Genomic DNA, 21,195 nt, shown 5'->3' on the forward strand with positions numbered 1-21,195 from the left:
GCACCCGCACAGCCATATCCGGCTTATTCCGGCTATTCAAATCAAACGCGCCCCATGTTCGGAGTGTAGTTTTGACCATCACTTCTTTTCAAGCCCGGCGACACATGGTATTCTAGCATTATAAACGTGATGACGGGACCAAGTACAGGAGCACTGCGGACCACAGAGAGCAGATTCCATGGCTGTAAGAATTTGCACTTCGCACCTCTTCGAAACCTCCCCCCGAGCGGCCGCTCGCCAAGAGTGGACAGTGCCCCTGTTACCGGGTTTTCAAGTTGGATGAGTAAATCATCAATAAAGGTGGTACCGCGGAAGTGAAACTTTCGTCCTTTGCGAGCAAAGGCGAAAGTTTTTTTGTTTTAATAAATTAATGCTAGGAGTGAACTCCATGCTAAGACGCATCGTTGTCAAAATAGGCAGCAGCTCATTAACCTCACCGGAAGGTGGGTTACACCGGGAGGCTATCGACTTCTTCTCCGCAGAGCTTGCCGCCCTGAAGGCTGAAAATTATCAAATCCTACTCGTTACCTCCGGAGCGGTCGCAGCGGGATTCCGCGAGATCGGCTATACGGAGCGACCGAAGCTGCTGCACGAGAAGCAGGCCTCTGCTGCCGTCGGCCAGGCCCTGCTGATGCAGAACTATCGTGAAGCGCTGACAGTACATGGCGTGTCCGCAGCTCAGGTGCTGCTAACGCGCTCCGACTTCCAGAACCGCAAGCGGATGGGCAATGCCAGTATGACGCTGGAGGAATTGCTCGGCCGGGGCATCCTGCCGATCATTAATGAGAATGACACCGTCTCGCTCGATGAATTGAAATTCGGCGATAATGACACTTTATCCGCGCTTGTGGCCAATCTGATTAAGGCCGATCAGCTCGTCATCCTGACAGATATGGACGGATTGTATACGAAGGACCCGCGCATTGATCCTAACGCCCGGCGGATCGACCAGGTGCAGGAGATCAATGATGATATATATCGCATCGCTGGTGGAGCTGGCTCCTCTGTAGGCACCGGTGGCATGCGCTCCAAGATCGATGCAGCCAAGATCGCTGCGCGCGGCGGGGTTCCCGTCTTCGTCGGCAAGATCACCCAGTCCGGGCAGCTGACGCAAATCTTGAAGGGACAAGGGCAGGGCACCTACTTCGAGGCGAATGATACCGCCCTGCCGCGCAAGAAGCAATGGCTCGGCTTCCTGTCGATTCCGATCGGCACGCTGACGGTGGACGGCGGCGCTGAAGAAGCGCTGCTCCATGGCGGGCGAAGCTTGCTTCCTGTCGGCGTGCGTGAAGCGACCGGGCATTTCCAGGCTGGCGATGTCGTTGAGGTCATCAACGCGGACGGAGAAATTCTGGGGCGTGGCATCGTGAATTATGATGCTGAGCAGATGCAAGAGATCATAGGGCTACCGAGCTCCGAAGTCGTGAAGAAGATGAACAGCGTCCATCGTCTGGAGGTTATCCACCGCGACGAATGGATTTCATTGAAGGCTTGAGACAAGCTTGATTGGACACGCTGAATCTAGTTGAACATTTATTAATTTTAATGAGGGGGTATTTCTAATGAGTGAAGTAAGACAAAAAGCACAGCTCGCGGGCGTTGCCTGCGCGATTCTCGGCGGGCTGACCACCGCACAGAAGAATGAAGCTCTGCTGGCTGCTGCCCAAGCGCTGGAGGATCATCAGGAGGCGATCATCACCTCTAATCAGGAGGATCTTGCTCGCGGCCACAGCAATGGAACGAGCGAATCCCTGCTAGATCGGTTGGCGCTAAATGAACAGCGCATCCTCGGTATTGCCGAAGGGCTGAGACAAATCGTCGCTTTGCCTGATCCAATCGGCGAAGTGCTGGAGACCATCGAGCGGCCGAATGGACTAAATATCGTGAAGCGCCGCGTGCCGCTCGGCGTCGTCGGGATGATCTATGAAGCGCGGCCGAATGTAACGGTCGATGCCCTCGGCCTATGTCTTAAGACCGGCAATGCCGTTGTACTGCGTGGCGGCTCCGCGGCGATCGAATCCAACCGCAAAATCGTTGAGATTATTCACAATGCCCTCGATTCGACCTCCATTCCGCGCGACGCTGTGCAGTTGATCGAGGATTCCAACCGTTCCTCGGTGAATGAGATGCTGAAGCTGAACGGCTTGCTTGATGTCGTCATTCCGCGTGGCGGCAGCTCGCTCATCCAGAATGTCGTCAACAATGCCACCGTCCCGGTCATCGAGACAGGCGCCGGAATCTGCCACACTTATCTCGATGCCAGCGCTGATGCTAAGATGGCGACGGATATCGCTCTCAATGCCAAGGTGCAGCGCCCTTCTGTCTGCAACGCGATGGAGACACTGCTCGTTCATCAGGATTTCGCTGCCGCGCATCTGTCAGCTCTGGCTGAGCGCTTCAAGGAAGCGCATGTCGAGCTCAGAGGGTGTGAGCGGACGAGGAAGCTGGTGGATTGGGCCGTCCTGGCAACGGATGAGGATTACGCTACCGAATATAATGATTATATTCTTAACGTCAAGATCGTGGATGATCTGGATGAGGCGCTGGCCCATATCGCCCGCTTCAGCACGAAGCATTCCGAGTGCATCGTGACCGAGGAGCTGCATAATGCTGAGCGCTTCCTGCAGGAAGTAGACGCTGCTGCCGTCTATCATAATGCCTCTACCCGCTTCACGGATGGCTTCGAGTTCGGCTTCGGCGCTGAAATCGGCATCAGCACGCAGAAGCTGCATGCGCGCGGACCTATGGGCTTGCCAGCACTGACCTCAACTAAATATATAATTCACGGCAGCGGTCAGATCCGTGGTTAAATTCTTGGCAGAAGCCTGCAAATTTGCCAAATGTGCAGGCTTTTGATAAACACATTGCTTAACAAAACGTCAAACCGCGCTTGCTCTAATTGTAACGAAACTAGGTAACGCTATTTGCCTCAAAAAGAGGGATTTAAAAGTCTAATGAAACTGGGTATCGCTATTGGAGTAATTTTCTGCCTTAAACCGTGGTTTTCTTCAAAATAGCGATATGGTGTTTCGTTAGTTTCCCACTCCCCTCATTTTCGCGGAAATAACGATATGGTGTTTCGTTAGAGATCCGTGGGACTTGCTTGCGCTTGTTCAACAGTCCCAAATGTGCTTAAAAATGCAGGAATTCACCATTCCTGGGTCGAAATACTTGTCGAATAGCGATATCTAGTTCCGTTAGAGATAATAAATGAACTCAAACCTCAGGAGGTAATATAGATGGTCACTAAAGAGAACAATTACGTACCCCATCCCGGTACGATCTGCTTTTACGGCGCTGGTTCCATGGCGGAAGCGATGGTTCGCGGGCTGATTCATAAGCAGGTTGCCAGCCCTGGCTCCATCTCCATGCTGAACCGCAGCAATCAAGAGCGGCTAGTCTTTCTGACGCAGCAATACGGCGTTGTAACCAGCAATCAGCCGGAGCAGAAGAATAAGCTGCTAAGCGAAGCTTCTATTATCGTACTGGCGATGAAACCAAAGGATGTCAAAGAAGCGATCACGTCCATCGCGCCCTATCTAACAGATAAGCAGCTTATCGTGTCCGTCATCACCGGCTTGTCCATCGCGACGATTCAGAAGCTGCTCGGCTTCCAGGCCCCGATTGCCAGAACGATGCCGAACACATCCAGCTCGATCGGCTATGGTGCAACCGGAATTTCCTTCTCTGATGAAGTTAGCTCTGAGCAGCAGCAGCAGGTACTGACAATGTTCGAAGCGGTCGGCACGGTGTCAGTTATTCCGGAAGAGAAGCTGGAGATTCTGACCGGCGTATCAGGCAGCGGCCCAGCCTACATCTACTTCATGATGGAAGCGATGATCGCCGCTGGTATGGAAGGCGGTCTGTCCGCACAGCAGGCGCGGGACTTGACCGTACAGACCGTGCTTGGAGCGGCTGTGATGATGCGCGAGACGGGCGAGGACCCGGCTAAGCTGCGCGCCGCTATTACCTCGCCGAACGGCACGACACAGGCGGCGCTCGATGTGCTGCGTGAAGGCAATTTCACGGAGACAGTGAAGGCCGCCGTGCGCAGAGCCGAGGAGCGCTCGAATGAATTGGGACAAGCTGTGAAAGAAGCGTTGCAGTAATAAACGAATAATTCCCGAACAGTTCTACTGAACACGAAGCAACTAAACGGCGACTCACCAGATGAACGACCCTACGACGAATGTCGCCCATACCATAGTGCTGGATCGCTCACTGCTGTAGCGGTATGGACAGAGCAATGAGCCAGTCATACTGAGTTATACTGGGCTGATCGCAGCCCGGTATGACTGATCGACACTTTTTAGTGATGATATCATTCAAAAGGGGGACGTAAGTCAATATGGCCTTCGCACAAATTGCCTGGGAAGAGAAGCAGGCCACAATCGCCGAGCTTAAGCACATACAGGAACAGTTCGCTGCCAGAGGCTGGCTCCCCGGAGCTAGCGGCAGTTTATCGGCCCGTGTTGGTGCCTATACTCCAGATACGTATTATTTCGCGATGACTTCGAGCTGCAAGGACAAATCCGTGCATACCTCGGAGAATTTCCTGTTTGTCGATGCCTCAGGCGAGCCTTGCGAGACTACCTCGCTCATGCCAAGTGCAGACACCTCAATTCACGCCAAAATTTACCGGATGACCGGGTGCGGTGCTATTTTCCATGTACATACGGTATTTAGCAGCTTGATTAGTGAATATTACGGAGATCATGGCTTCATACCGACGCAGAGCAACGAGCTGCTCAAGGAGCTCGGTCTTTGGGAAAAGAATGCGAAAATTGCCATTCCCATCCTGCCCAACTATGCAGATATCCCTTCCATCGCCAAGCTAGTACCCGAAGCCATTCATCCCGATATCCCCGGAATCGTATTGCGCAACCACGGCGTATATGCCTGGGGCAGTAATCCCCCTGAAGCCAAGCGGCGTCTGGAAGCCTTTGAATTCATTTTTGAGCTGGAGTACAGGTGGCTCGCTTTGCTTCGATAACATGGGAGTCTGTCTAAACGAAACTACGTATCGCTATTTGCTACAAAACCCATCCTCTCGCCAGGATATTATCCAGCGAGGGATGGGTTTTGATAGACACAAGCTTACTTCAACACCTTAGCCAGCTCTGTGAAAATTACCCCGAGTGCATAAGCCCCTGCATCCGGGTAACCGATGCTGCGTTCGCCGACGGTGCCGGCGCGGCCCATACGAGCTACGATTTCCGCCGTCTTCTGCGCGCCCTGAACCGCTGCTGCGGCCGCTTTGTCCGCCGCCTGCTTCAGATCATCGCCCTGCTCGGCGCTCTTCGTCCACGCATCCGCGAATGGTACGAGCGCATCGATCAAGGTCTTGTCGCCGACGACAGCTCCCCGGCCGAAGGAGCGCTCGCCCGTGTCCTGAATTCCTGTGACGACGGCCTGCATCATTCCCGCCACTTCATCTATCGATAACTCCTGCTTCTGCTGAACATATTTGCTTGCGGCGCGGAAGCCCGAGCCCCAGATCGGTCCAGACGCCCCGCCGCAGTGTTCCATAATAATCAGTGAGCAAGCGTCCAGGAAATCCCCAATGTCATGCTGATGGTGAGTGAGAAGATCATGCCATTCTACTTTGAGCTGCTTGAAGCCCTTCGCTACGCTCATCCCGAAATCACCGTCTCCGGCGTGGGCATCAAGCTCGCAGAACGGAACCTCATTTTCGATAATAACTTCGCTCATTTGGTCGATCAGATAGACGATATTGGACAGCGAGAGCCGATTATTTTTTATGACCGCTGCTGCTGGGTCCGTCTCATTTTTATAGGATACTTTGCCAGCCGTCTGCTCTTCCCGAATGACCTCGGTATAATTCACCGGCTCGAACGAGCCCTTGATGGCCAAGGCCGGAGTATCACAGGGAGCGGATAACCATTTCTTCAACGTATCGTCGAGCTTCATCATCGTCACCGAAGCGCCAGCCATATCGATACTCGTCATATAGTTGCCGACAAAAGTTTTGAACACCCGCTTGTTCTTCGCCGTCAATTCACGGATTACCGAATTGTTCAGCAAATACAGCTCCTGCAGCGGTGTCGCACCAAAACCGTTGATCAATACGGCAACCTCTTGCTCCGTCTGATCATTCATTTGCAGATTATCGAGCAGCGACGTGACCATACGCTGGGCCAATTCATCCGCCGATACGACCTCTTCCCTGCGAATCCCCGGTTCGCCATGAATCCCGACTCCATACTCCATCTCATGATCCTCGATCTGGAAGGTAGGTGTCCCCTTGGCAGGCACCGTACAGGAAGTAAAAGCGAAGCCCAGGCTGCGCACATTATCAATCGCGTGTTGAGCAGCCTGCTTCACTTCCGGCAATGACAGCCCGGCTTCGGCCGCTGCTCCAGCAACTTTATGGACAAGGATCGTGCCAGCGACGCCCCTCCTACCTACTGTATATAGGCTGTCCTCGACGGCGATATCATCGTCCACCTTGACATAATCCACCTCAATCCCGTCTTCGCTGGCAAGGTGGGCGGCATTTTTGAAATTCATAATATCGCCGCTGTAATTTTTGATGATCAACAGAGTTCCCTGGCTACTAGCAGTATTGCGGATCGCTTGATACACCTGAATTTGCGATGGCGAGGCGAATACGTCGCCGCATACTGCCGCATCCAGCATTCCCGTGCCTACGAAGCCGGCGTGGGCCGGTTCATGCCCGCTCCCACCGCCGCTGATCAGCGTAACTTTATCGGTATTGATTTTCTTTTTGGTAATAATCTTGAACTTAGGATTGAACTCCAGCTCAGGATGCGCGAGCACTAGCCCATTGCACATTTCCCGAACCAAGGTTTCAGGCTTGTTCATTATTTTCTTCATCTTAAATCTCCTTGGTTAATTTATATTGACGGCCCAAATGATCTGCCGCCATAATCGCCGACGCAACCGCCTCCTCCGAGATCGGGAATGGCATCGAATGTATGGATTCCTCAGCGATGCAAGCTTTCTTCGCAACCTCAAGCAGCTCCTCATAAGTCACCTGCTCCACGCCGATATCGGCCAGACAGATCGGAAGACCAATCGATAGGGAGAAATCAAGCACCTGCTTCATTTCAGCCCGATCGGCATTTTCCAGAACCAATTGGGCAATGGTGCTGAAGGCTACCTTTTCCCCATGATAATAATGATGTGTGCCTTCCAGCGCGGTCAAGCCGTTATGAATCGCATGTATGGCAGCCAGACCACCGCTTTCAAAGCCTAGTCCCGACAGCAGAATATTCGTCTCGATTATATTCTCCAAGGCTGGTGTTACAATATTCTGATCACAGGCCAGCTTCGCCTTGTACCCATTCTCCAGCAACGTCTCATAGCAGAGCTTGGCCAGGCCGAGAGCCGTAATCGTCCCTTTGGCATCACCGCACACCCCTTCGTGAACGCCGCATGGCAAGCCCGCATTTACATTGGAATAGGAATTCGCCGTTGCTCTCGCCTCAAAATAGGTGGACAGCGCATCCCCCATCCCGGCGACGAGAAATCTCGTCGGTGCTTGAGCGATCACTGTCGTATCGATCATAACTACGCTTGGGCTTTGTTTAAAATACGCATAATCATCAAATTCACCTTCCGGCGTATAGAGAACCGCAGAGTGGCTTGTCGGCGCATCGGTCGCTGCAATCGTCGGTACGATAATCAGTGCTTCCCCTTCTGCTACGCATTTGGCCGTATCAATCGCTTTGCCGCCGCCAAGGCCGACCGTACATGAGCAGTTATGCTCCTTGGCCAGTGCCTGCAATCGAGCTACTTCCTGCCGGGAGCATTCCCCCTGGAAACCGCTTTCTACAAATGTAACGTTAAATTTATGTGTTGTTGCCTCAAGCTTGTCCTTCACGCGAGCTACGTCATCAGGATGCGCAATCAGCAGTGCAGAATCACCAAATGTCCTCACAAAATACCCCAAATTCAACAATTCATTTTCACCTTGCACATATTTCGTTGGACTGATAAACGCTCTTCTCATCTTACATTCCTCCTCAGACTGAATATATTTCAATTATAGAATGCTTCAATTTGAGAAGCATGAAACAATAAAGCTGATTTAAAGCGTTTTCTTATCGAATTTTTTTGTCATTATGCTGTTAAATTGTACTTTCTTGTTCTCAGGTGCAATATATCGCTATAATATAAATAGGATTTATCTTACTTGCTTAACATCTCATAACGACTGGAGAATATGACGATGACCAAATCCCGATTTGATCTGGAGGAAATTATTGATTTGCAGAAATGGGAGAAGCTGCAGGATTCTCTGTCGCTCGTCACCAAGATGGCCATCCTTACGGTCGATTACAAGGGCGTTCCTGTGACCAAGCACAGCTACTGTCAGCCTTTCTGCCAAGGGGTGCGCCAGGATGCCCACCTCTCTCAGTATTGTCAGAAATGCGATGCCCGCGGCGGGCTTGAAGCCGTTCGGCAGAACAAGCCTTATATCTATTTATGCCATTTCAATATTATCGATATCGCGATTCCCATTATTATCGACAATCAATATCTGGGTGCGATTATGGCTGGCCAGCTTAAGCTGCGTGAATCTGATATCCCACTCCTGGAGCAGGTCGTATCGAGGCCTCCTAATGTGGAGACCAACCGGAAGTTCCAGGCGCTGGAGGAACATTATCATGCCCTGCCGCTCTTATCCTATGATGAGGTCACGAAATGCGTCGATCTACTGCTGCAGCTAAGTACCTATATTGTAGAAGAAGCGATCCAGAAGCACAGGAGCATCGATTTATACAAAAAAGTGCTGACCACGAACCTGGACGCCCCCGCTTCGGTCGAGACCCTGGATGGATCAGAGCGCACCTATCGCAAAATCCAATCGATCCAGCAGGAGCTATCGGATGCCTTGATCAGCACTAAATTAAAGAATGGCGCAGATAAATTCATAGCTGCAAATTCCGTGCTTCAGCCCGCGTTCGACCATATCTATGCCCATAAGAATGAGAATTTCAGCCTGAAGGATATGGCCAAGCTCTGTCATATCAGCCCCAGCTACTTCAGCCGGATCTTCACGAAGGAGACGGGAGAGAACTTCTCCGCATTCGTAGCCAGATTGAAGATCGAATGGGCCAAGCAGCTGCTTGAATCGACCGACTTGCCAGTCAATCAGGTGAGCGATGAGTTAGGCTTTTGTGACGCGGGCTATTTCATCAAGACATTCAAGAAATTCGAGAGCCTGACCCCGGCCGCGTACCGCAGTATGTATAAGGGGCTATCTGGAAAATGATCGCTGTACCGTCTTTTCACACTATAAGGGCCGTCTCCAAGTCAGAAATTCGACTTATGAGACGGCCCCTTTTTGCCGCTATGCTTATGTTTCTGCTGTTTACTTGATGGCCTTCTCAGCTTTGGATGTAATATTGCGCAAATGCAAATATACCGTATGTTTGGAAATCTTCAATGCATTGGCCACGATCGTGACCGCATCCCGCATATTGAACACACCCCGCTCATGTAGCAGACCGATAATATGCTTGTTGCGGTTGGCATAGGTGATCTCCTGAGAAGCGTCAACCTCTTCAATCGTCCTCTCGATCGTCTCCTGAATCATCTCCTCCACAGATGAGGCAAAATGCTCAGCCTGCCCTCTCGACTCCATATCCGGCTGGGGCAGGAAGGTCTGCAGCACGTCTGCAAAAGATTCATCAATATTCATGTTGATGCACAACAAGCCGATAATCTTGCCGTCATCCCCCCAAATCGCAATCGTGCTGGATTTCATCAGGCGGTTATTCTTGCTTCTGGTGAAATAACTTAACGATTTTTTCACTTTGGACTGTTCAATTTCCTGCAGCATTTGCAGAGCAATATTCGTAATAGGCGCCCCAATCTCCCTGCCTGTATGATGTCCATTGGCGATTTTGATAACTGAATGCTGGTAATCCTCTAAGCTATGAAGCACAATTTCGGAAGCAGACCCCAAATATTCGGCCAACCCTTCCACAACGGCTTCGTAGGATTGCAAAATCAGATGATCGCGTTCTGTAAATCTCGTATTCATGGCATGAAGTCCTTCCCTAGACAATATGAATTTTGACCAGAAGATCTCATCTCATTGCTATTACATTTCAATTGATAATTAAAAATAGTTGATTAAATCAAATTAAGTTGAGTATATAAACATTTTGTGATTACTACTCATATCATAACTCGAACTTTCCTCTCTATCAATCCCCTTCTGTTTTCCCTGACAAAACTATCCACTCCTTATTTTTTGTTACAGTTTTCGAAAAATAGCTATAAAACAATTGTACACTTTAAAAAAAGTTGATACAATCAAATTAAAGTTAACAACTCAATTATTTTTGAGTAGGTTAACGATTAATCAATGATTAAAATAAATTTGATCATTGATGGTTGTGCAATAAAGATGTGTATTTTGTATTTTTTGTAAGCGATTACTACACGATGTACTCACCAAGGAGGATCTTCACGTATGGACATTCTTATCGGTACTGCCCTGTTATTACTCGTATTGTCACTATTCTCCCTCTTCAGCTTCAAGGCACCTAACGGTATGAAAGCGATGGGGGCCTTGGCAAACGCGGCGGTCGCCAGCTTTCTAGTAGAAGCATTTCAAAGCTATGTAGGCGGCGACCTGTTCGGCTTCAGTCTTGCTAAGGAGGTCGGACTCGCTTCCGGCAGTATGGGTGGTGTAGCAGCCGCAGCACTGGTTTCACTCGCTATGGGCGTCTCCCCGGTCTACGCTCTGCTGCTCGGAGCAGCTTGTGCGGGAACTGGCTTGCTTCCCGGCTTCATCGCCGGCTATCTCGTATCCTTCCTCGTCAAGCTGATCGAGAAGAAGGTGCCGGATGGACTTGATCTTATCGTCTGCATCATCGTCGCTGCACCGCTCGTCAGATTTGTTGCGAATATGGCAACGCCAGTCGTTAACGCTACACTCATGAATATCGGTGGCATTATTACAACAGCGGCCAACAATAATCCGATTATTATGGGGATTGTTCTCGGCGGAGTTATCACCGTCGTGGCGACCGCACCGCTCAGTTCCATGGCGCTTACCGCGATGCTGGGTCTGACCGGTCTGCCGATGGCGATCGGGGCCCTGTCTGTCATGGGATCATCCTTCATGAACTTCGTCTTCTTCCATCGTATGAAGTTCGGTGACCGCAGCTCTACTATTGCTGTTGCGATCGAACCATTAACACAAGCCGACGTCATATCCGCCAACCCGATTCCGGTCTATGTGACCAATTTCCTGGGCGGAGCTATGGCCGGGGTCGTTGTCGCCCTCTTTAACCTGACTAACAATGCGACAGGTACGGCTACACCGATCGCTGGACTCATGGTTATGTACGGCTTCAATGATGCGAAGACGGTGACCATTGCGGCGGCATTATGCGCATTATGCGGTATCCTAGCTGGCTTCATCGGTTCAGTCGTGTTCAAGAACTATAAGATCCGCACAGTCGCTGAGATCCGCGGAACTAAACCCGAGCCAACTGCTGCACCTGCTGCAACCCCGGCCAGCATTGAAATCGCCTAAATAAATGTCAAATCTAAAATTATTCATTAGATCACTGGATCATTCTCAATATTAATCCAGGAGGAGAATTATATATGCCGTTTACATCTGTATTTGATATTATCGGCCCTGTTATGATCGGCCCGTCCAGCTCGCATACGGCAGGAGCCAACCGCATCGGCCGGGCAGCACGCAGGCTGTTCGGACGAGTACCCGAATCTGTTACCGTTACCCTATACGGTTCCTTCGCCAAGACATATAAAGGACATGGAAGCGATCTGGCCATCGTGAGCGGAATCCTCGATTTCGATACCTCCGACGCACGGATACCGAAGGCGCTTGAAATCGCTAAGGAGCAAGGGGTTGACATTACTTTCGTAACAGCCGAGGAAGAGACCGACCATCCGAATACAGCTCGCCTCACCCTGCATGACAAGCGTGGAGCCATTGAAGTGATCGGCGTCTCGATCGGTGGCGGCAGTATAGAAATCCGCGAAGTGATCCAATTGAACCCGAATCCTGCCGGCAGCACTCCGGCCATGCTTATCCTTCATGAGGACAAGCATGGTGCCGTGGCTCATGTCACTACCTTGCTCGCCAACCATCATATCAACATCGGGTATATGGAAGTATCGCGTACAGGCAAGGGAGAAGATGCCTTAATGGCGATCGAGCTCGATCAAGCGGTCGATCAGACCGTGATTAATCGCATGCACACCCTCCCCCATATTAAGGAAATATGGCAAGTGCAGACCTATCATCGCTCAAGCGCCGAAGGGGGAGTCCCATGTTCCATAGCATAGCCGAGCTGGCGAATACACCTACCGGTCGTAAGCTGGAAGAGCAAGTGCTAGGTAAATAATACGGAATTTAAAATCCCCGGAAGATGCTTGATAGGCATCCTCCGGGGATTTTGTGGTAATGAAGTGTCTTCTAAGTAGTTGTAATCATATCCATCACAAGTCCGGCCGTCTCCTCGATCGCCCGATCTGTCACGTCAATGACAGGGCAGCCCAGCCGATCGAATAAGGATTGTGCATATTCCAATTCCTCAACAATGCGTTCTAAAGAGGCATATCGCGATAGTACAGGCAACCCCATCGTCTTCAATCTCCCAGAGCGGATCTTTAATAAATGCTCGGCATCCATAGTCAGACCGATGATCTGGCCTAGGGATTTTCGATATAGCTGCTCCGGCGGCTGGATTTCCGGCACGACCGGGTAATTAACCACTTTCTTGCCCTTATGGGCCAGATATACACTAAGTGGCGTCTTGGATGTACGGGACACTCCCAGCAATATAATATCCGCCTTCAGGATCGCACTCAGATCCTTGCCATCATCACATTTTACGGCAAATTCCACAGCCTCAACACGCTGGAAATAATCCGCATCCAAGCGATATTGCAAGCCAGGCTTGCTCTTTGGCTGATCCGCAAATGTGTCCACAATCGCTTGAATCATCGGCCCCATAATATCCACCACCCGCACATTCAGGCGAATGGCATGCTCCTTGATCGACGCCCGTAATTCCGGTTGTACCAAGGTGTAGGCTACGAATCCCCCGGTCTTGGAGGTCTCCTCCATGAGCAGGCGCAGCTCTTCTTCATTCCTTATATTGATATAGCGTTTAATCTTGATTTCCGATGCTTCAAATTGCCGAACAGCCGCCCGTGTCACTGCGTCCGCTGTCTCACCGACGGAGTCGGAACATATGGTTATCGTATACGCCGTTGTACTCATGCTTGTTTGTCCCCCTGCTTATTCCTGCTCCATTTGATCGAACAGCAGCTTGATAATGGTTGTCTTCGTAATCCGACCTACGACATTGAACTCCGAATCAGAGGAAGGCTCCTGATCCGTATAGGATATGACGGGCAGACTATCCACCTGATGATGAATCATTTTACGTGCCGCTTCATAGACCGATTCGTCTGGAGTAATGGTTATAATATTAGGCTGTCTGGTCATCACCATGCTGACCGGCATTGACGCCGCATTCGAATTTCCTAGCGTCACTTTGAGTAGATCCTTGCGGGAGAGAACCCCCGCCAGCTTTCCATTCTCATCTGCAACCACAAGACTTCCGATATTCTCCAGGAATAAGGTGACCACCGCATCCTGTACCGTCGTCTTCACATCTACAACGATCGGTATACCTTGAACTTGTCCGACCTTCATCTTGCGTAGAATATAGGATTCCGACTGCTCTCGTTCGGCCCTTTTTCCAGGAAAATAGCCTACCTTGGGCTTGGCGGAGATATAGTCCAGCATCACCAGGAGCGATAAATCCGCGCGGATCGTCGGACGAGTCACGGTCAGCATTTCTGCGATTTGCTCTCCTGTAATAGGCGCATGCTTCTTGACGATATTAATAATCTCCAATTGCCTGGCTGTTAGTTCGATGGCGCTCTCCTCCTGCTCCTGTCCGTATGATTTGCCTTAAGCATACACTGCCAGCAAGCAATATATTCAGATTATAGCATTCCGGGTGGAAAGCTCACAGCTCCCCCCTATATGAGCTTGAACCTCCACCCGGATTCATCGTTCTATACCTATTCTAATTTATAATTCCCTTGAATCAGACAGCCGTCTGTTCTTCATCCAAACCAGCTTCCACCTGTTGGGCCAGCTCAGATTGCATGATGATCTGCGCTTGTGCTGCGGCGATCCGGCTCACAGGCAATCTGTAAGGCGAGCAGCTGATATAGTCCAGTCCGATCCGAGCACAGAACATGATCGATTCATAATCACCGCCATGCTCCCCGCAGATGCTCGTAGTAAGCATCGGATTACGTGCCCGTCCCTGGGTAATCGCCATTTCGATCAGCTTGCCGACCCCTTCCGTATCTAATACCTGGAATGGATTATTCGGCAGCAGCTTATGCTCGATATAATGCGCCAGGAATTTGCCCTCCGCATCATCCCGGCTATAGCCGAAGGTCATCTGTGTCAAGTCATTCGTCCCGAAGGAGAAGAAGTCAGCGGAGCGGGCTATCTCCCCAGCGGTCAGCGCTGCCCGCGGCACCTCGATCATCGTGCCGACTTTGTACAGGCAATAGCGTTTCTCTTCACCTAACACTTGCTCGGCTACCTGATCTACCATGCAGCGCAGCAGATGCAGTTCATTCACATGCCCGACGAGCGGGATCATGACCTGCGGCAGTACGATGACTCCATCCCATAGACAACGCAGCACAGCCTGGAAGATCGCTTCCACTTGCATTTCGTAAATCTCTGGGAACATAATGCCTAGGCGACAGCCGCGTTGACCCAGCATCGGGTTGGATTCATGCAGATCACGGACCCGGCGGATCATCTGTTCCAGCTTCAACCGCTCAGCCGCAGCTCCCTCGCCTTGGGATGGCAGCGCTGCCAAGCGCTCTGTCAGCTCCTCCATATTCGGGAGGAATTCATGCAGCGGCGGGTCAAGCAGCCGGATCGTCACCGGATGTCCATCCATCTCCCGGAAGATATCCTCGAAATCCGATCTTTGCATCGGCAGCAATCGATTCAATGCCACCTGCCGGTCGCTCTCGGTCTCCGCCATGATCATCTGCTGCACAATCGGCACACGCGCCGGAGAGAGGAACATATGCTCCGTTCTGCACAAACCGATGCCTTCCGCACCAAATTCTCTAGCCTTACGAGCGTCGAGTGGTGAATCGGCATTAGCCAGCACCTTCATTGTGCGCACTTCATCGGCCCAGCTGAGGATCATCATCAGCTCTGGCGGCAGATCAGCTTCCTGCAATTCCAGTCTGCCTGGAATGACTTGACCGGTACTGCCATCGATGGTAACCCAATCTCCCTCGAGGATGATGATTCCGCCTCCGGTCAGTTGCTTATGCTCTTCATCCATCTGCATCGTCTCGCAGCCGCAGACGCAAGGCTTACCCATCCCGCGGGCTATAACAGCAGCGTGACTGGTCATTCCCCCGCGCAGCGTAATGACGCCTTCCGCTGCAATGACGCCGTGTATATCCTCTGGGGTCGTCTCCATACGCACAAGAACGACCTGTCTACCTTCCTTCTTCCATTCATCCGCGGTATCCGCAGTGAATACAACCTGACCACAGGCTGCCCCCGGAGAAGCCGGAAGACCTGTTGCCATAACCGTATGCTCCGCATCCGTTGCAATCGAACGATGCAGCAGATGATTCAAATGCTGCAGATCGATCCGCATCAAGGCTTCTTCCTTGGAGATAAGACCTTCCTCGACCAGATCCGTCGCTACCTTGAGCGCCGCCTTAGCGTTCCGCTTCGCATTACGGGTTTGCAGCAAATACAGCTTCCCGTTCTCAATCGTGAACTCAATATCCTGCATATCGCGATACTGCATTTCCAGCTGCTTGGCACATTGGGAGAGCTCTTCATAGGCTTGAGGCATCGTCTCTTTCAGCTCAGCAATCTGACATGGCGTTCTAGTACCGCCTACAACATCTTCCCCTTGTGCATTCATAAGAAATTCACCGAACATCACGGGTTCACCAGTCGATGGATTTCGTGTGAACAGAACGCCCGTTCCGCTCGTCTCGCCCATATTACCAAACACCATGGACTGTACGTTGACGGCTGTACCCTGGTCGTCCGGGATAAGATGCACTTTACGATACACCTTCGCTCTTGGACTAGACCAGGATTGGAACACCGCTTCAATCGCCCCTTTAAGCTGCTGCTTCACATCCTGCGGGAAGGAGCGCCCCGTCTTCGTCTCGATCAATTTCTTGAATTGATCTACAAGTGAAATCAACGACTCTTCGGACAGCTGCTGATCCTCCAGACAGCCTACGAGCTGCTTCTCCTGTTGAATCAGACGCTCAAAATGAACTCCTTCAATGTTGTACACAACCGAGCCATACATTTGGATCAAGCGGCGGTAACAATCATAAGCGAAGCGACGATGATTCGTCAGCTTAGCCAATCCTTCTACCGTTTCATCATTCAATCCGAGATTCAGAATCGTATCCATCATCCCTGGCATCGAGGTGACTGCGCCTGAACGTACAGACACAAGCAATGGATGCTCTGCATGGCCGAATTCCCGATCCTGCTCCTTTTCCAGCTCAACCAAAGCAGCGAGCACTTCCTCCATTAATCCTTCTGGCAATCGGCAGCCGATACGATAGAACTCTCTGCAGACCTCTGTCGTAATCGTGAAACCGAGCGGAACCGGAAGTCCCACTTTAGTCATCTCTGCAAGGTTGCCACCCTTGCCGCCCAGAAGCCCCACATTCTCCTTACCACCATTTCGAAATGAATTTACTCTTTGTATACTCATGTTGAAGCTCCCTTCCTGTTTTCGGCACTTTGGTTTTTGTAGTTTGTAGCAGGCCCTTTTTCGCCCACCTATATAATACGTCATATTTATCGTAAATTCAATAATTAATACGCACAATAAATAATTTTCCAGTTATATATGCGTTATAAATAAATTTTTAAATATATATTACGTATTATATATCTACACAAATCTGATTAGTACCTATTAATTGCTGCAACACAAAACCCCTCCGCCGGATTATCCAGCAGAGGGGTTCAACTATTTTTATAGCGTCGATTTATTGCGTGTACCGTTTACCAGCTTCAATCCTCCCCCGATCAACAGGAAGGCGATGAGCACCGGACGCAGATAATGATGAATGAAATAGGTAAGCTTAATCCCCGGGAAATACCTCTCCACCATCGGGACTAGTAAATCCATAGATACATAATATATTCCAAGCACAATCAGAATGATGCCGAGCCAGTGCTGGTAATTACGCTTGCCATCGATCAATGGGCGATCCTCCAGCGGCAGAATGCCATAGCGGCTAATCTGCTGCAGACCATCGAACAGACTGAAGAACCAGATGATAGGGATGATGAACAGGAACACCTTCAGTCGTAGTACATCGATGATGTAGAAGCTCCCCAAGAACATCACCATTAACTGCAGACCGCGCTTCTGCAAGCCCAGATACATTTGCCCTGCCCCTGGAAAAGCTGATAGCAGCGTGGCGAGAACCTTACTGCGTCTGCCTTCGCCTCGTCCGGATTCCCACTCATCGAACAAGGTCCGGTCCTGAATACTCATTCCGGCCTGCTTGCGATGGACAAGCCCGACCGCATCGAACATCGAGTAGAGCCAAATGATCGGCAAGAGACCGAGGAACAGAAGGAAGACCGACTCATGGGTAATCCCGGTCACGAACAGCAGCATCGTGAACAGACCGAAGAAGGAAATCAGAAACGAAAGCCCTCTTTGCATCAATCCCATCTGAAAATGACCGAGCCCGGGCACGAATGACAGCAGAATGATATAGAAGCGCTCTCTGTCCTGGTCTTTCTTGCTCATAGGCGGAGGCATAATGCCCAAGGGGTCAAGCGGATCAATCGGTGGTGCTTGCTGCTGAACGGATGGATATACCTGTGTAGGTTCTCGTAACAGCACAATGATCAGATCTAGCATGGAAATACACCAGAGAATAAATGCCGCCACCACCGTAATTCCCAGAAAAACTTCATCGCTTGAAGCTACCGACAGCAGGAATCCAAATAAGATTCCGCCGAAGAAGAACATCGGATAGAGCACCCCTCTTACCTTTTTCCCCCAATATAGATGCCCCAAACCAGGAATCAGGTTCAAAATGAGCGCAAGCAATCTATTGCGATATTGTGTCAATATAATCCTTCCTTTCTGTTCATTTTTTCATTTTGTCGAACCAGCTTGTAGCTGTATCCATTAACTGATCACTCACCGAAATATCGTTAGAATGATGCATCGCCTCATTAGCCCGTGAGAATAAAGCATCGAAAAATCCGCTAGTCATCAGCAATAAAGTAATCGAAGCCGCGATGACGTACTGCAGCCAAGGCTGGGCGAACCATTGGGCGACCTTGCCTAGTTCCTTCGCACGATCCGAGGATGGCTCCGGAACCGCTGGCAGCGCGGACATCAACTCATCAAGCCATAATTCCTCTTCACTCATCAACGGCATTTCATTCTCTAGTAGAGAGAGGGCCTCAGCATAGAGCTGTACGGATTCTTCATCTTCAAGCAGCATTTTCTCCAGCCGCTGTTCTTCCTCCAGGGGAAGCTGCCCCTGAATATACGCCTTCCATACCTGTAGAGATGCATGAGTATGTGATTCCATTACCAATCCTCCTCCTTCCAGTGCTCTCTCATCCACATCCTGGCGCGATATAACTTCGATTCCACGGTCTTCTCGGCGATATTAAGCTCCATCGCAATCTGTCCGTAACTCTTCCCTTGCAAATAAAAAGCAGTAATAATCGTCTGATGTCCAGCCGGAAGCTCCTCGATCTTCTGTCTAAGCTCCTGTCTTTGCTCTTCGTCCAGCAGTCCCTTAAGCACATGCTCGGATGGAGCCGACATATAGGATGCGATTTCCATCACGTCCCCTTGCTGTTCCTTGCGGCGCTCGCGCTTACGCTTCAAATCAATCGCTTTATGTAGAGCAATCCGGGTTAGCCATGTCTTGAAGCCTTGCTCACGGTATTCAGAGAGAGATTTATAGATTTGCAGAAAGGTTTCCTGGGCCGCATCCTCCGCTTCCTGCTCATCATGCAGTACGGAGTACGCTACCCGATAGACATGATTCCGGTAAGTCTGTACGAGCTCGCGGAACGCTTCCCGGTCTCCTTGTCTAAGCTGTTGAATAAAGTGCAATTCGTCCTTTTCGCCAATCTTTCTCCCCTCCTTCTCCATATAATAGACGTAAGCAACACAGGCCACCCCTGCATATTTTTCAAACAAATTTATTTTTTCTAGAAAATCAATTCGATTCGCCGTATTCCACAGAGCCACTTATTCCACAGAGCGCACGAACATAATAGCTGCAGAAATACACTTATTCTAAATAAACCAGCCTGAATCAGATGACGTAAAATAAGTTGTGTACCATGATTTGGAGTCTATCCAAAACATAAAAAAGTAGGGTATCCTCGAGATTGCGAAATCACCAAGAAAGGAACCCTACTCGATGACTATGATACCCGAAAATTCAATCAAAAATCTATTTGAAAATCTTGTCACTCAATTTATAAAAGAAAATCTGGAATCCATCATGAAAGCAGAGATTAAGCACTTCATGGCAGATGATAAGAATGAACATAACAGCCGAAACGGCTACTACAAACGTGCGTTGCACACGAAATACGGACACATTACCGATTTGGAAGTCCCACGGGATCGCAACGGTGTGTTTCAAACCCAGGTATTTGAGCCCTACCAGCGTCGAGATGGCTGGCTAGAGGAGGCCGTTATTCAAATGTACAAAAGCGGCATGGGTACGCGTGATGTCGCTCGATTTATTGAAAGTATGTTTGGCAGCCACTACTCACCAACGACGGTTAGCAACATTACGGCCACCGTTCTGGAGGATATCCAGAATTGGCAAAAGCGTTCGTTAAAGAAACGCTACAGCGTCATCTACCTGGATGGCCTATACGTCAAGCTCAAACGCAGTACGGTAAGCGGAGAGGTCATCTACTTTGCCATGGGAATCGATGACGAAGGACATCGTCAGATTCTAGGTTTTTACGTAGGCGGTCAAGAGAGCTCAAATGGCTGGAAGAGTGTCCTTACGGACCTGTACAGCCGTGGTGTTCACGAAGTGCTGCTGGGCGTGTTTGATGGGCTACCGGGACTGGAGCAAGCCTTTAAAGAAGTCTATCCCCAAGCTGATGTTCAGCACTGTGTGGTGCATAAGGTGCGTTCCACTTTTCCGAAAGTTCGTGTCCAGCACAAGACCGATTTCATTGAAGATCTCAAAACGATCTACAACGCTCTTGACCATGACTGTGCTCTTGCTGCCTTTGATACCTTTAAAAGCAAATGGAACAGATTGTACCCCAAGGAAGTGAAGTCGTGGGAAGAACAACTGTCGACGCTTCTGACGTTCTATCACTATCCCGCTTTAATCAAGGAGGCGATCTATACATCCAATCCGATTGAACGAATGAACAAAGAGATTCGTAAGCGCCTGAAACCGATGAACAGCTTAACGAATATGGATGCGGCTGAGAAGATTGTCTACTTGGATGTGATCGCCTACAACGAGCGTTTTGAGAGCCGTGTGATTCGTGGTTTCGGTGATCCACGAGTACGGGAGGAGCTGAACCAAATGTTTGAAGAACGTTATCCGAGCTCAGACGCACTGAACGAAAACTAACCAAATACTGTACGGCCTGGGTTGGGTGGGGGCGGAGGCCTCCGCCCCCACCCAACCCTCTCGCAACTCCATCTCAGATGGATACTTTACTGGCTTACACAAACTTCTTGACGCTACCCTGAATCAAGAAAATAACTGCGGATGTACAACTATTTCTTTATTTTAGCCGCCTTCAACAGAAAATCCGACCAAGTAAGTGTATAAAAGCAGCTATTTCCCATATAGTGAGCCAAATCCGCCAAAATAGTTGCATATATGCACTTATCATCCTCACCTAACCGCACTTGCTAACTCCGACTCAGCCCCAAAACAGAGGTATGATTTGCAATTATACTAGCGGGCGCTAACTATTTAAATTTAATAATATAGTTGACAATACCATTTTTTAGAAATAAAATAATAGCAAAATTTACTAATCAATCCATGATCTCCAATGATGATGCTCTATCCTGTCATCAATTCCCGGAGAATTCGCCGCAGGAGATGAAGCTACTTACT

At 50.0% G+C, this 21,195-nt stretch carries 17 protein-coding genes; 8 read left to right on the forward strand and 9 right to left on the reverse strand.

Features of this window, described 5'->3' with window-relative positions; all coding sequences use genetic code 11:
• The first annotated feature begins 388 nt into the window (after positions 1 to 388).
• From proB to mtnB, 4 genes are all read left to right on the forward strand, one after another.
• On the forward strand, positions 389 to 1,495 hold the full coding sequence (gene proB, locus BFJ94_RS08240) for a glutamate 5-kinase (RefSeq protein ID WP_229717145.1): 1,107 nt from the start codon (positions 389 to 391) through the stop codon (positions 1,493 to 1,495).
• Positions 1,496 to 1,562: 67 nt separating this feature from the next.
• Entirely contained in the window at positions 1,563 to 2,810 is a 1,248-nt protein-coding gene (locus BFJ94_RS08245; protein WP_120462226.1) for a glutamate-5-semialdehyde dehydrogenase, read from the forward strand.
• A gap of 429 nt (positions 2,811 to 3,239) precedes the next feature.
• Entirely contained in the window at positions 3,240 to 4,109 is an 870-nt protein-coding gene (proC, locus tag BFJ94_RS08250) for a pyrroline-5-carboxylate reductase (RefSeq protein WP_120462227.1), read from the forward strand.
• Between the two features lie 239 nt (positions 4,110 to 4,348).
• Complete coding sequence (gene mtnB / locus BFJ94_RS08255) at positions 4,349 to 4,993, forward strand: methylthioribulose 1-phosphate dehydratase (protein WP_120462228.1); 645 nt, start codon at positions 4,349 to 4,351, stop codon at positions 4,991 to 4,993.
• A gap of 104 nt (positions 4,994 to 5,097) precedes the next feature.
• Here mtnB and dhaK read toward each other — a convergent pair whose 3' ends face one another.
• Together dhaK and BFJ94_RS08265 are read right to left on the reverse strand one after the other, a co-directional pair.
• Positions 5,098 to 6,858, reverse strand: a complete 1,761-nt coding sequence (gene dhaK / locus BFJ94_RS08260; protein WP_120462229.1) for a dihydroxyacetone kinase subunit DhaK — start codon at positions 6,856 to 6,858, stop codon at positions 5,098 to 5,100.
• Between the two features lies 1 nt (position 6,859).
• Positions 6,860 to 7,996: a glycerol dehydrogenase gene (locus BFJ94_RS08265; RefSeq protein WP_120462230.1), complete on the reverse strand. Its 1,137-nt coding sequence runs from the start codon at positions 7,994 to 7,996 to the stop codon at positions 6,860 to 6,862.
• Between the two features lie 219 nt (positions 7,997 to 8,215).
• On the opposite strand from BFJ94_RS08265, the gene BFJ94_RS08270 reads away from it, so the two are divergent.
• On the forward strand, positions 8,216 to 9,262 hold the full coding sequence (locus BFJ94_RS08270; protein ID WP_120462231.1) for a PocR ligand-binding domain-containing protein: 1,047 nt from the start codon (positions 8,216 to 8,218) through the stop codon (positions 9,260 to 9,262).
• Between the two features lie 99 nt (positions 9,263 to 9,361).
• On the opposite strand, the gene BFJ94_RS08275 is transcribed toward BFJ94_RS08270, so the two are convergent.
• Positions 9,362 to 10,036, reverse strand: coding sequence for a helix-turn-helix transcriptional regulator (locus BFJ94_RS08275; protein WP_120462232.1), 675 nt, complete (start codon positions 10,034 to 10,036; stop codon positions 9,362 to 9,364).
• Between the two features lie 435 nt (positions 10,037 to 10,471).
• Between BFJ94_RS08275 and BFJ94_RS08280 the strand changes: the two genes are divergently transcribed.
• Both BFJ94_RS08280 and sdaAB read left to right on the forward strand, forming a co-directional pair.
• Positions 10,472 to 11,542, forward strand: coding sequence for a PTS sugar transporter subunit IIC (locus tag BFJ94_RS08280; protein WP_120462233.1), 1,071 nt, complete (start codon positions 10,472 to 10,474; stop codon positions 11,540 to 11,542).
• A gap of 74 nt (positions 11,543 to 11,616) precedes the next feature.
• Positions 11,617 to 12,324: an L-serine ammonia-lyase, iron-sulfur-dependent subunit beta gene (gene sdaAB, locus BFJ94_RS08285; protein ID WP_120462234.1), complete on the forward strand. Its 708-nt coding sequence runs from the start codon at positions 11,617 to 11,619 to the stop codon at positions 12,322 to 12,324.
• A 130-nt stretch (positions 12,325 to 12,454) separates the two neighbouring features.
• On the opposite strand, the gene BFJ94_RS08290 is transcribed toward sdaAB, so the two are convergent.
• The 6 genes from BFJ94_RS08290 to BFJ94_RS08315 form a co-directional block, all read right to left on the reverse strand.
• Complete coding sequence (locus BFJ94_RS08290) at positions 12,455 to 13,264, reverse strand: pyruvate, water dikinase regulatory protein (protein WP_120462235.1); 810 nt, start codon at positions 13,262 to 13,264, stop codon at positions 12,455 to 12,457.
• Positions 13,265 to 13,282: 18 nt separating this feature from the next.
• Entirely contained in the window at positions 13,283 to 13,906 is a 624-nt protein-coding gene (locus tag BFJ94_RS08295) for a helix-turn-helix transcriptional regulator (RefSeq protein WP_188831493.1), read from the reverse strand.
• A gap of 196 nt (positions 13,907 to 14,102) precedes the next feature.
• Positions 14,103 to 16,802, reverse strand: coding sequence for a pyruvate, phosphate dikinase (gene ppdK, locus BFJ94_RS08300; RefSeq protein WP_120462237.1), 2,700 nt, complete (start codon positions 16,800 to 16,802; stop codon positions 14,103 to 14,105).
• 267 nt (positions 16,803 to 17,069) lie between these two features.
• Complete coding sequence (locus tag BFJ94_RS08305; protein WP_120462238.1) at positions 17,070 to 18,185, reverse strand: hypothetical protein; 1,116 nt, start codon at positions 18,183 to 18,185, stop codon at positions 17,070 to 17,072.
• Positions 18,186 to 18,204: 19 nt separating this feature from the next.
• Positions 18,205 to 18,657, reverse strand: a complete 453-nt coding sequence (locus BFJ94_RS08310) for a hypothetical protein (protein WP_120462239.1) — start codon at positions 18,655 to 18,657, stop codon at positions 18,205 to 18,207.
• Positions 18,657 to 19,280, reverse strand: coding sequence for an RNA polymerase sigma factor (locus BFJ94_RS08315; protein ID WP_229717146.1), 624 nt, complete (start codon positions 19,278 to 19,280; stop codon positions 18,657 to 18,659). The genes BFJ94_RS08310 and BFJ94_RS08315 overlap by 1 nt, the downstream gene beginning before the upstream one ends.
• Positions 19,281 to 19,506: 226 nt before the next feature.
• Between BFJ94_RS08315 and BFJ94_RS08320 the strand changes: the two genes are divergently transcribed.
• Entirely contained in the window at positions 19,507 to 20,697 is a 1,191-nt protein-coding gene (locus tag BFJ94_RS08320) for an IS256 family transposase (RefSeq protein ID WP_120461011.1), read from the forward strand.
• Positions 20,698 to 21,195 lie beyond the last annotated feature (498 nt).

This window comes from Paenibacillus aceti (genome assembly GCF_003614185.1).
In the GTDB taxonomy this organism is placed as follows: Bacteria; Bacillota; Bacilli; order Paenibacillales; family Paenibacillaceae; genus Fontibacillus; species Fontibacillus aceti.

What these genes read in the sequence shown, in the direction of transcription:
- BFJ94_RS08245 (WP_120462226.1), top strand. Translation starts at nt 1,563, where the DNA reads ATGAGTGAAGTAAGACAAAAAGCACAGCTCGCGGGCGTTGCCTGCGCG.
- proB (WP_229717145.1), top strand. Translation starts at nt 389, where the DNA reads ATGCTAAGACGCATCGTTGTCAAAATAGGCAGCAGCTCATTAACCTCA.
- BFJ94_RS08310 (WP_120462239.1), bottom strand. Translation starts at nt 18,657, where the DNA reads ATGGAATCACATACTCATGCATCTCTACAGGTATGGAAGGCGTATATT.
- BFJ94_RS08290 (WP_120462235.1), bottom strand. Translation starts at nt 13,264, where the DNA reads ATGAGTACAACGGCGTATACGATAACCATATGTTCCGACTCCGTCGGT.
- ppdK (WP_120462237.1), bottom strand. Translation starts at nt 16,802, where the DNA reads ATGAGTATACAAAGAGTAAATTCATTTCGAAATGGTGGTAAGGAGAAT.
- mtnB (WP_120462228.1), top strand. Translation starts at nt 4,349, where the DNA reads ATGGCCTTCGCACAAATTGCCTGGGAAGAGAAGCAGGCCACAATCGCC.
- dhaK (WP_120462229.1), bottom strand. Translation starts at nt 6,858, where the DNA reads ATGAAGAAAATAATGAACAAGCCTGAAACCTTGGTTCGGGAAATGTGC.
- sdaAB (WP_120462234.1), top strand. Translation starts at nt 11,617, where the DNA reads ATGCCGTTTACATCTGTATTTGATATTATCGGCCCTGTTATGATCGGC.
- BFJ94_RS08320 (WP_120461011.1), top strand. Translation starts at nt 19,507, where the DNA reads ATGACTATGATACCCGAAAATTCAATCAAAAATCTATTTGAAAATCTT.
- proC (WP_120462227.1), top strand. Translation starts at nt 3,240, where the DNA reads ATGGTCACTAAAGAGAACAATTACGTACCCCATCCCGGTACGATCTGC.
- BFJ94_RS08275 (WP_120462232.1), bottom strand. Translation starts at nt 10,036, where the DNA reads ATGAATACGAGATTTACAGAACGCGATCATCTGATTTTGCAATCCTAC.
- BFJ94_RS08270 (WP_120462231.1), top strand. Translation starts at nt 8,216, where the DNA reads ATGACCAAATCCCGATTTGATCTGGAGGAAATTATTGATTTGCAGAAA.
- BFJ94_RS08280 (WP_120462233.1), top strand. Translation starts at nt 10,472, where the DNA reads ATGGACATTCTTATCGGTACTGCCCTGTTATTACTCGTATTGTCACTA.
- BFJ94_RS08265 (WP_120462230.1), bottom strand. Translation starts at nt 7,996, where the DNA reads ATGAGAAGAGCGTTTATCAGTCCAACGAAATATGTGCAAGGTGAAAAT.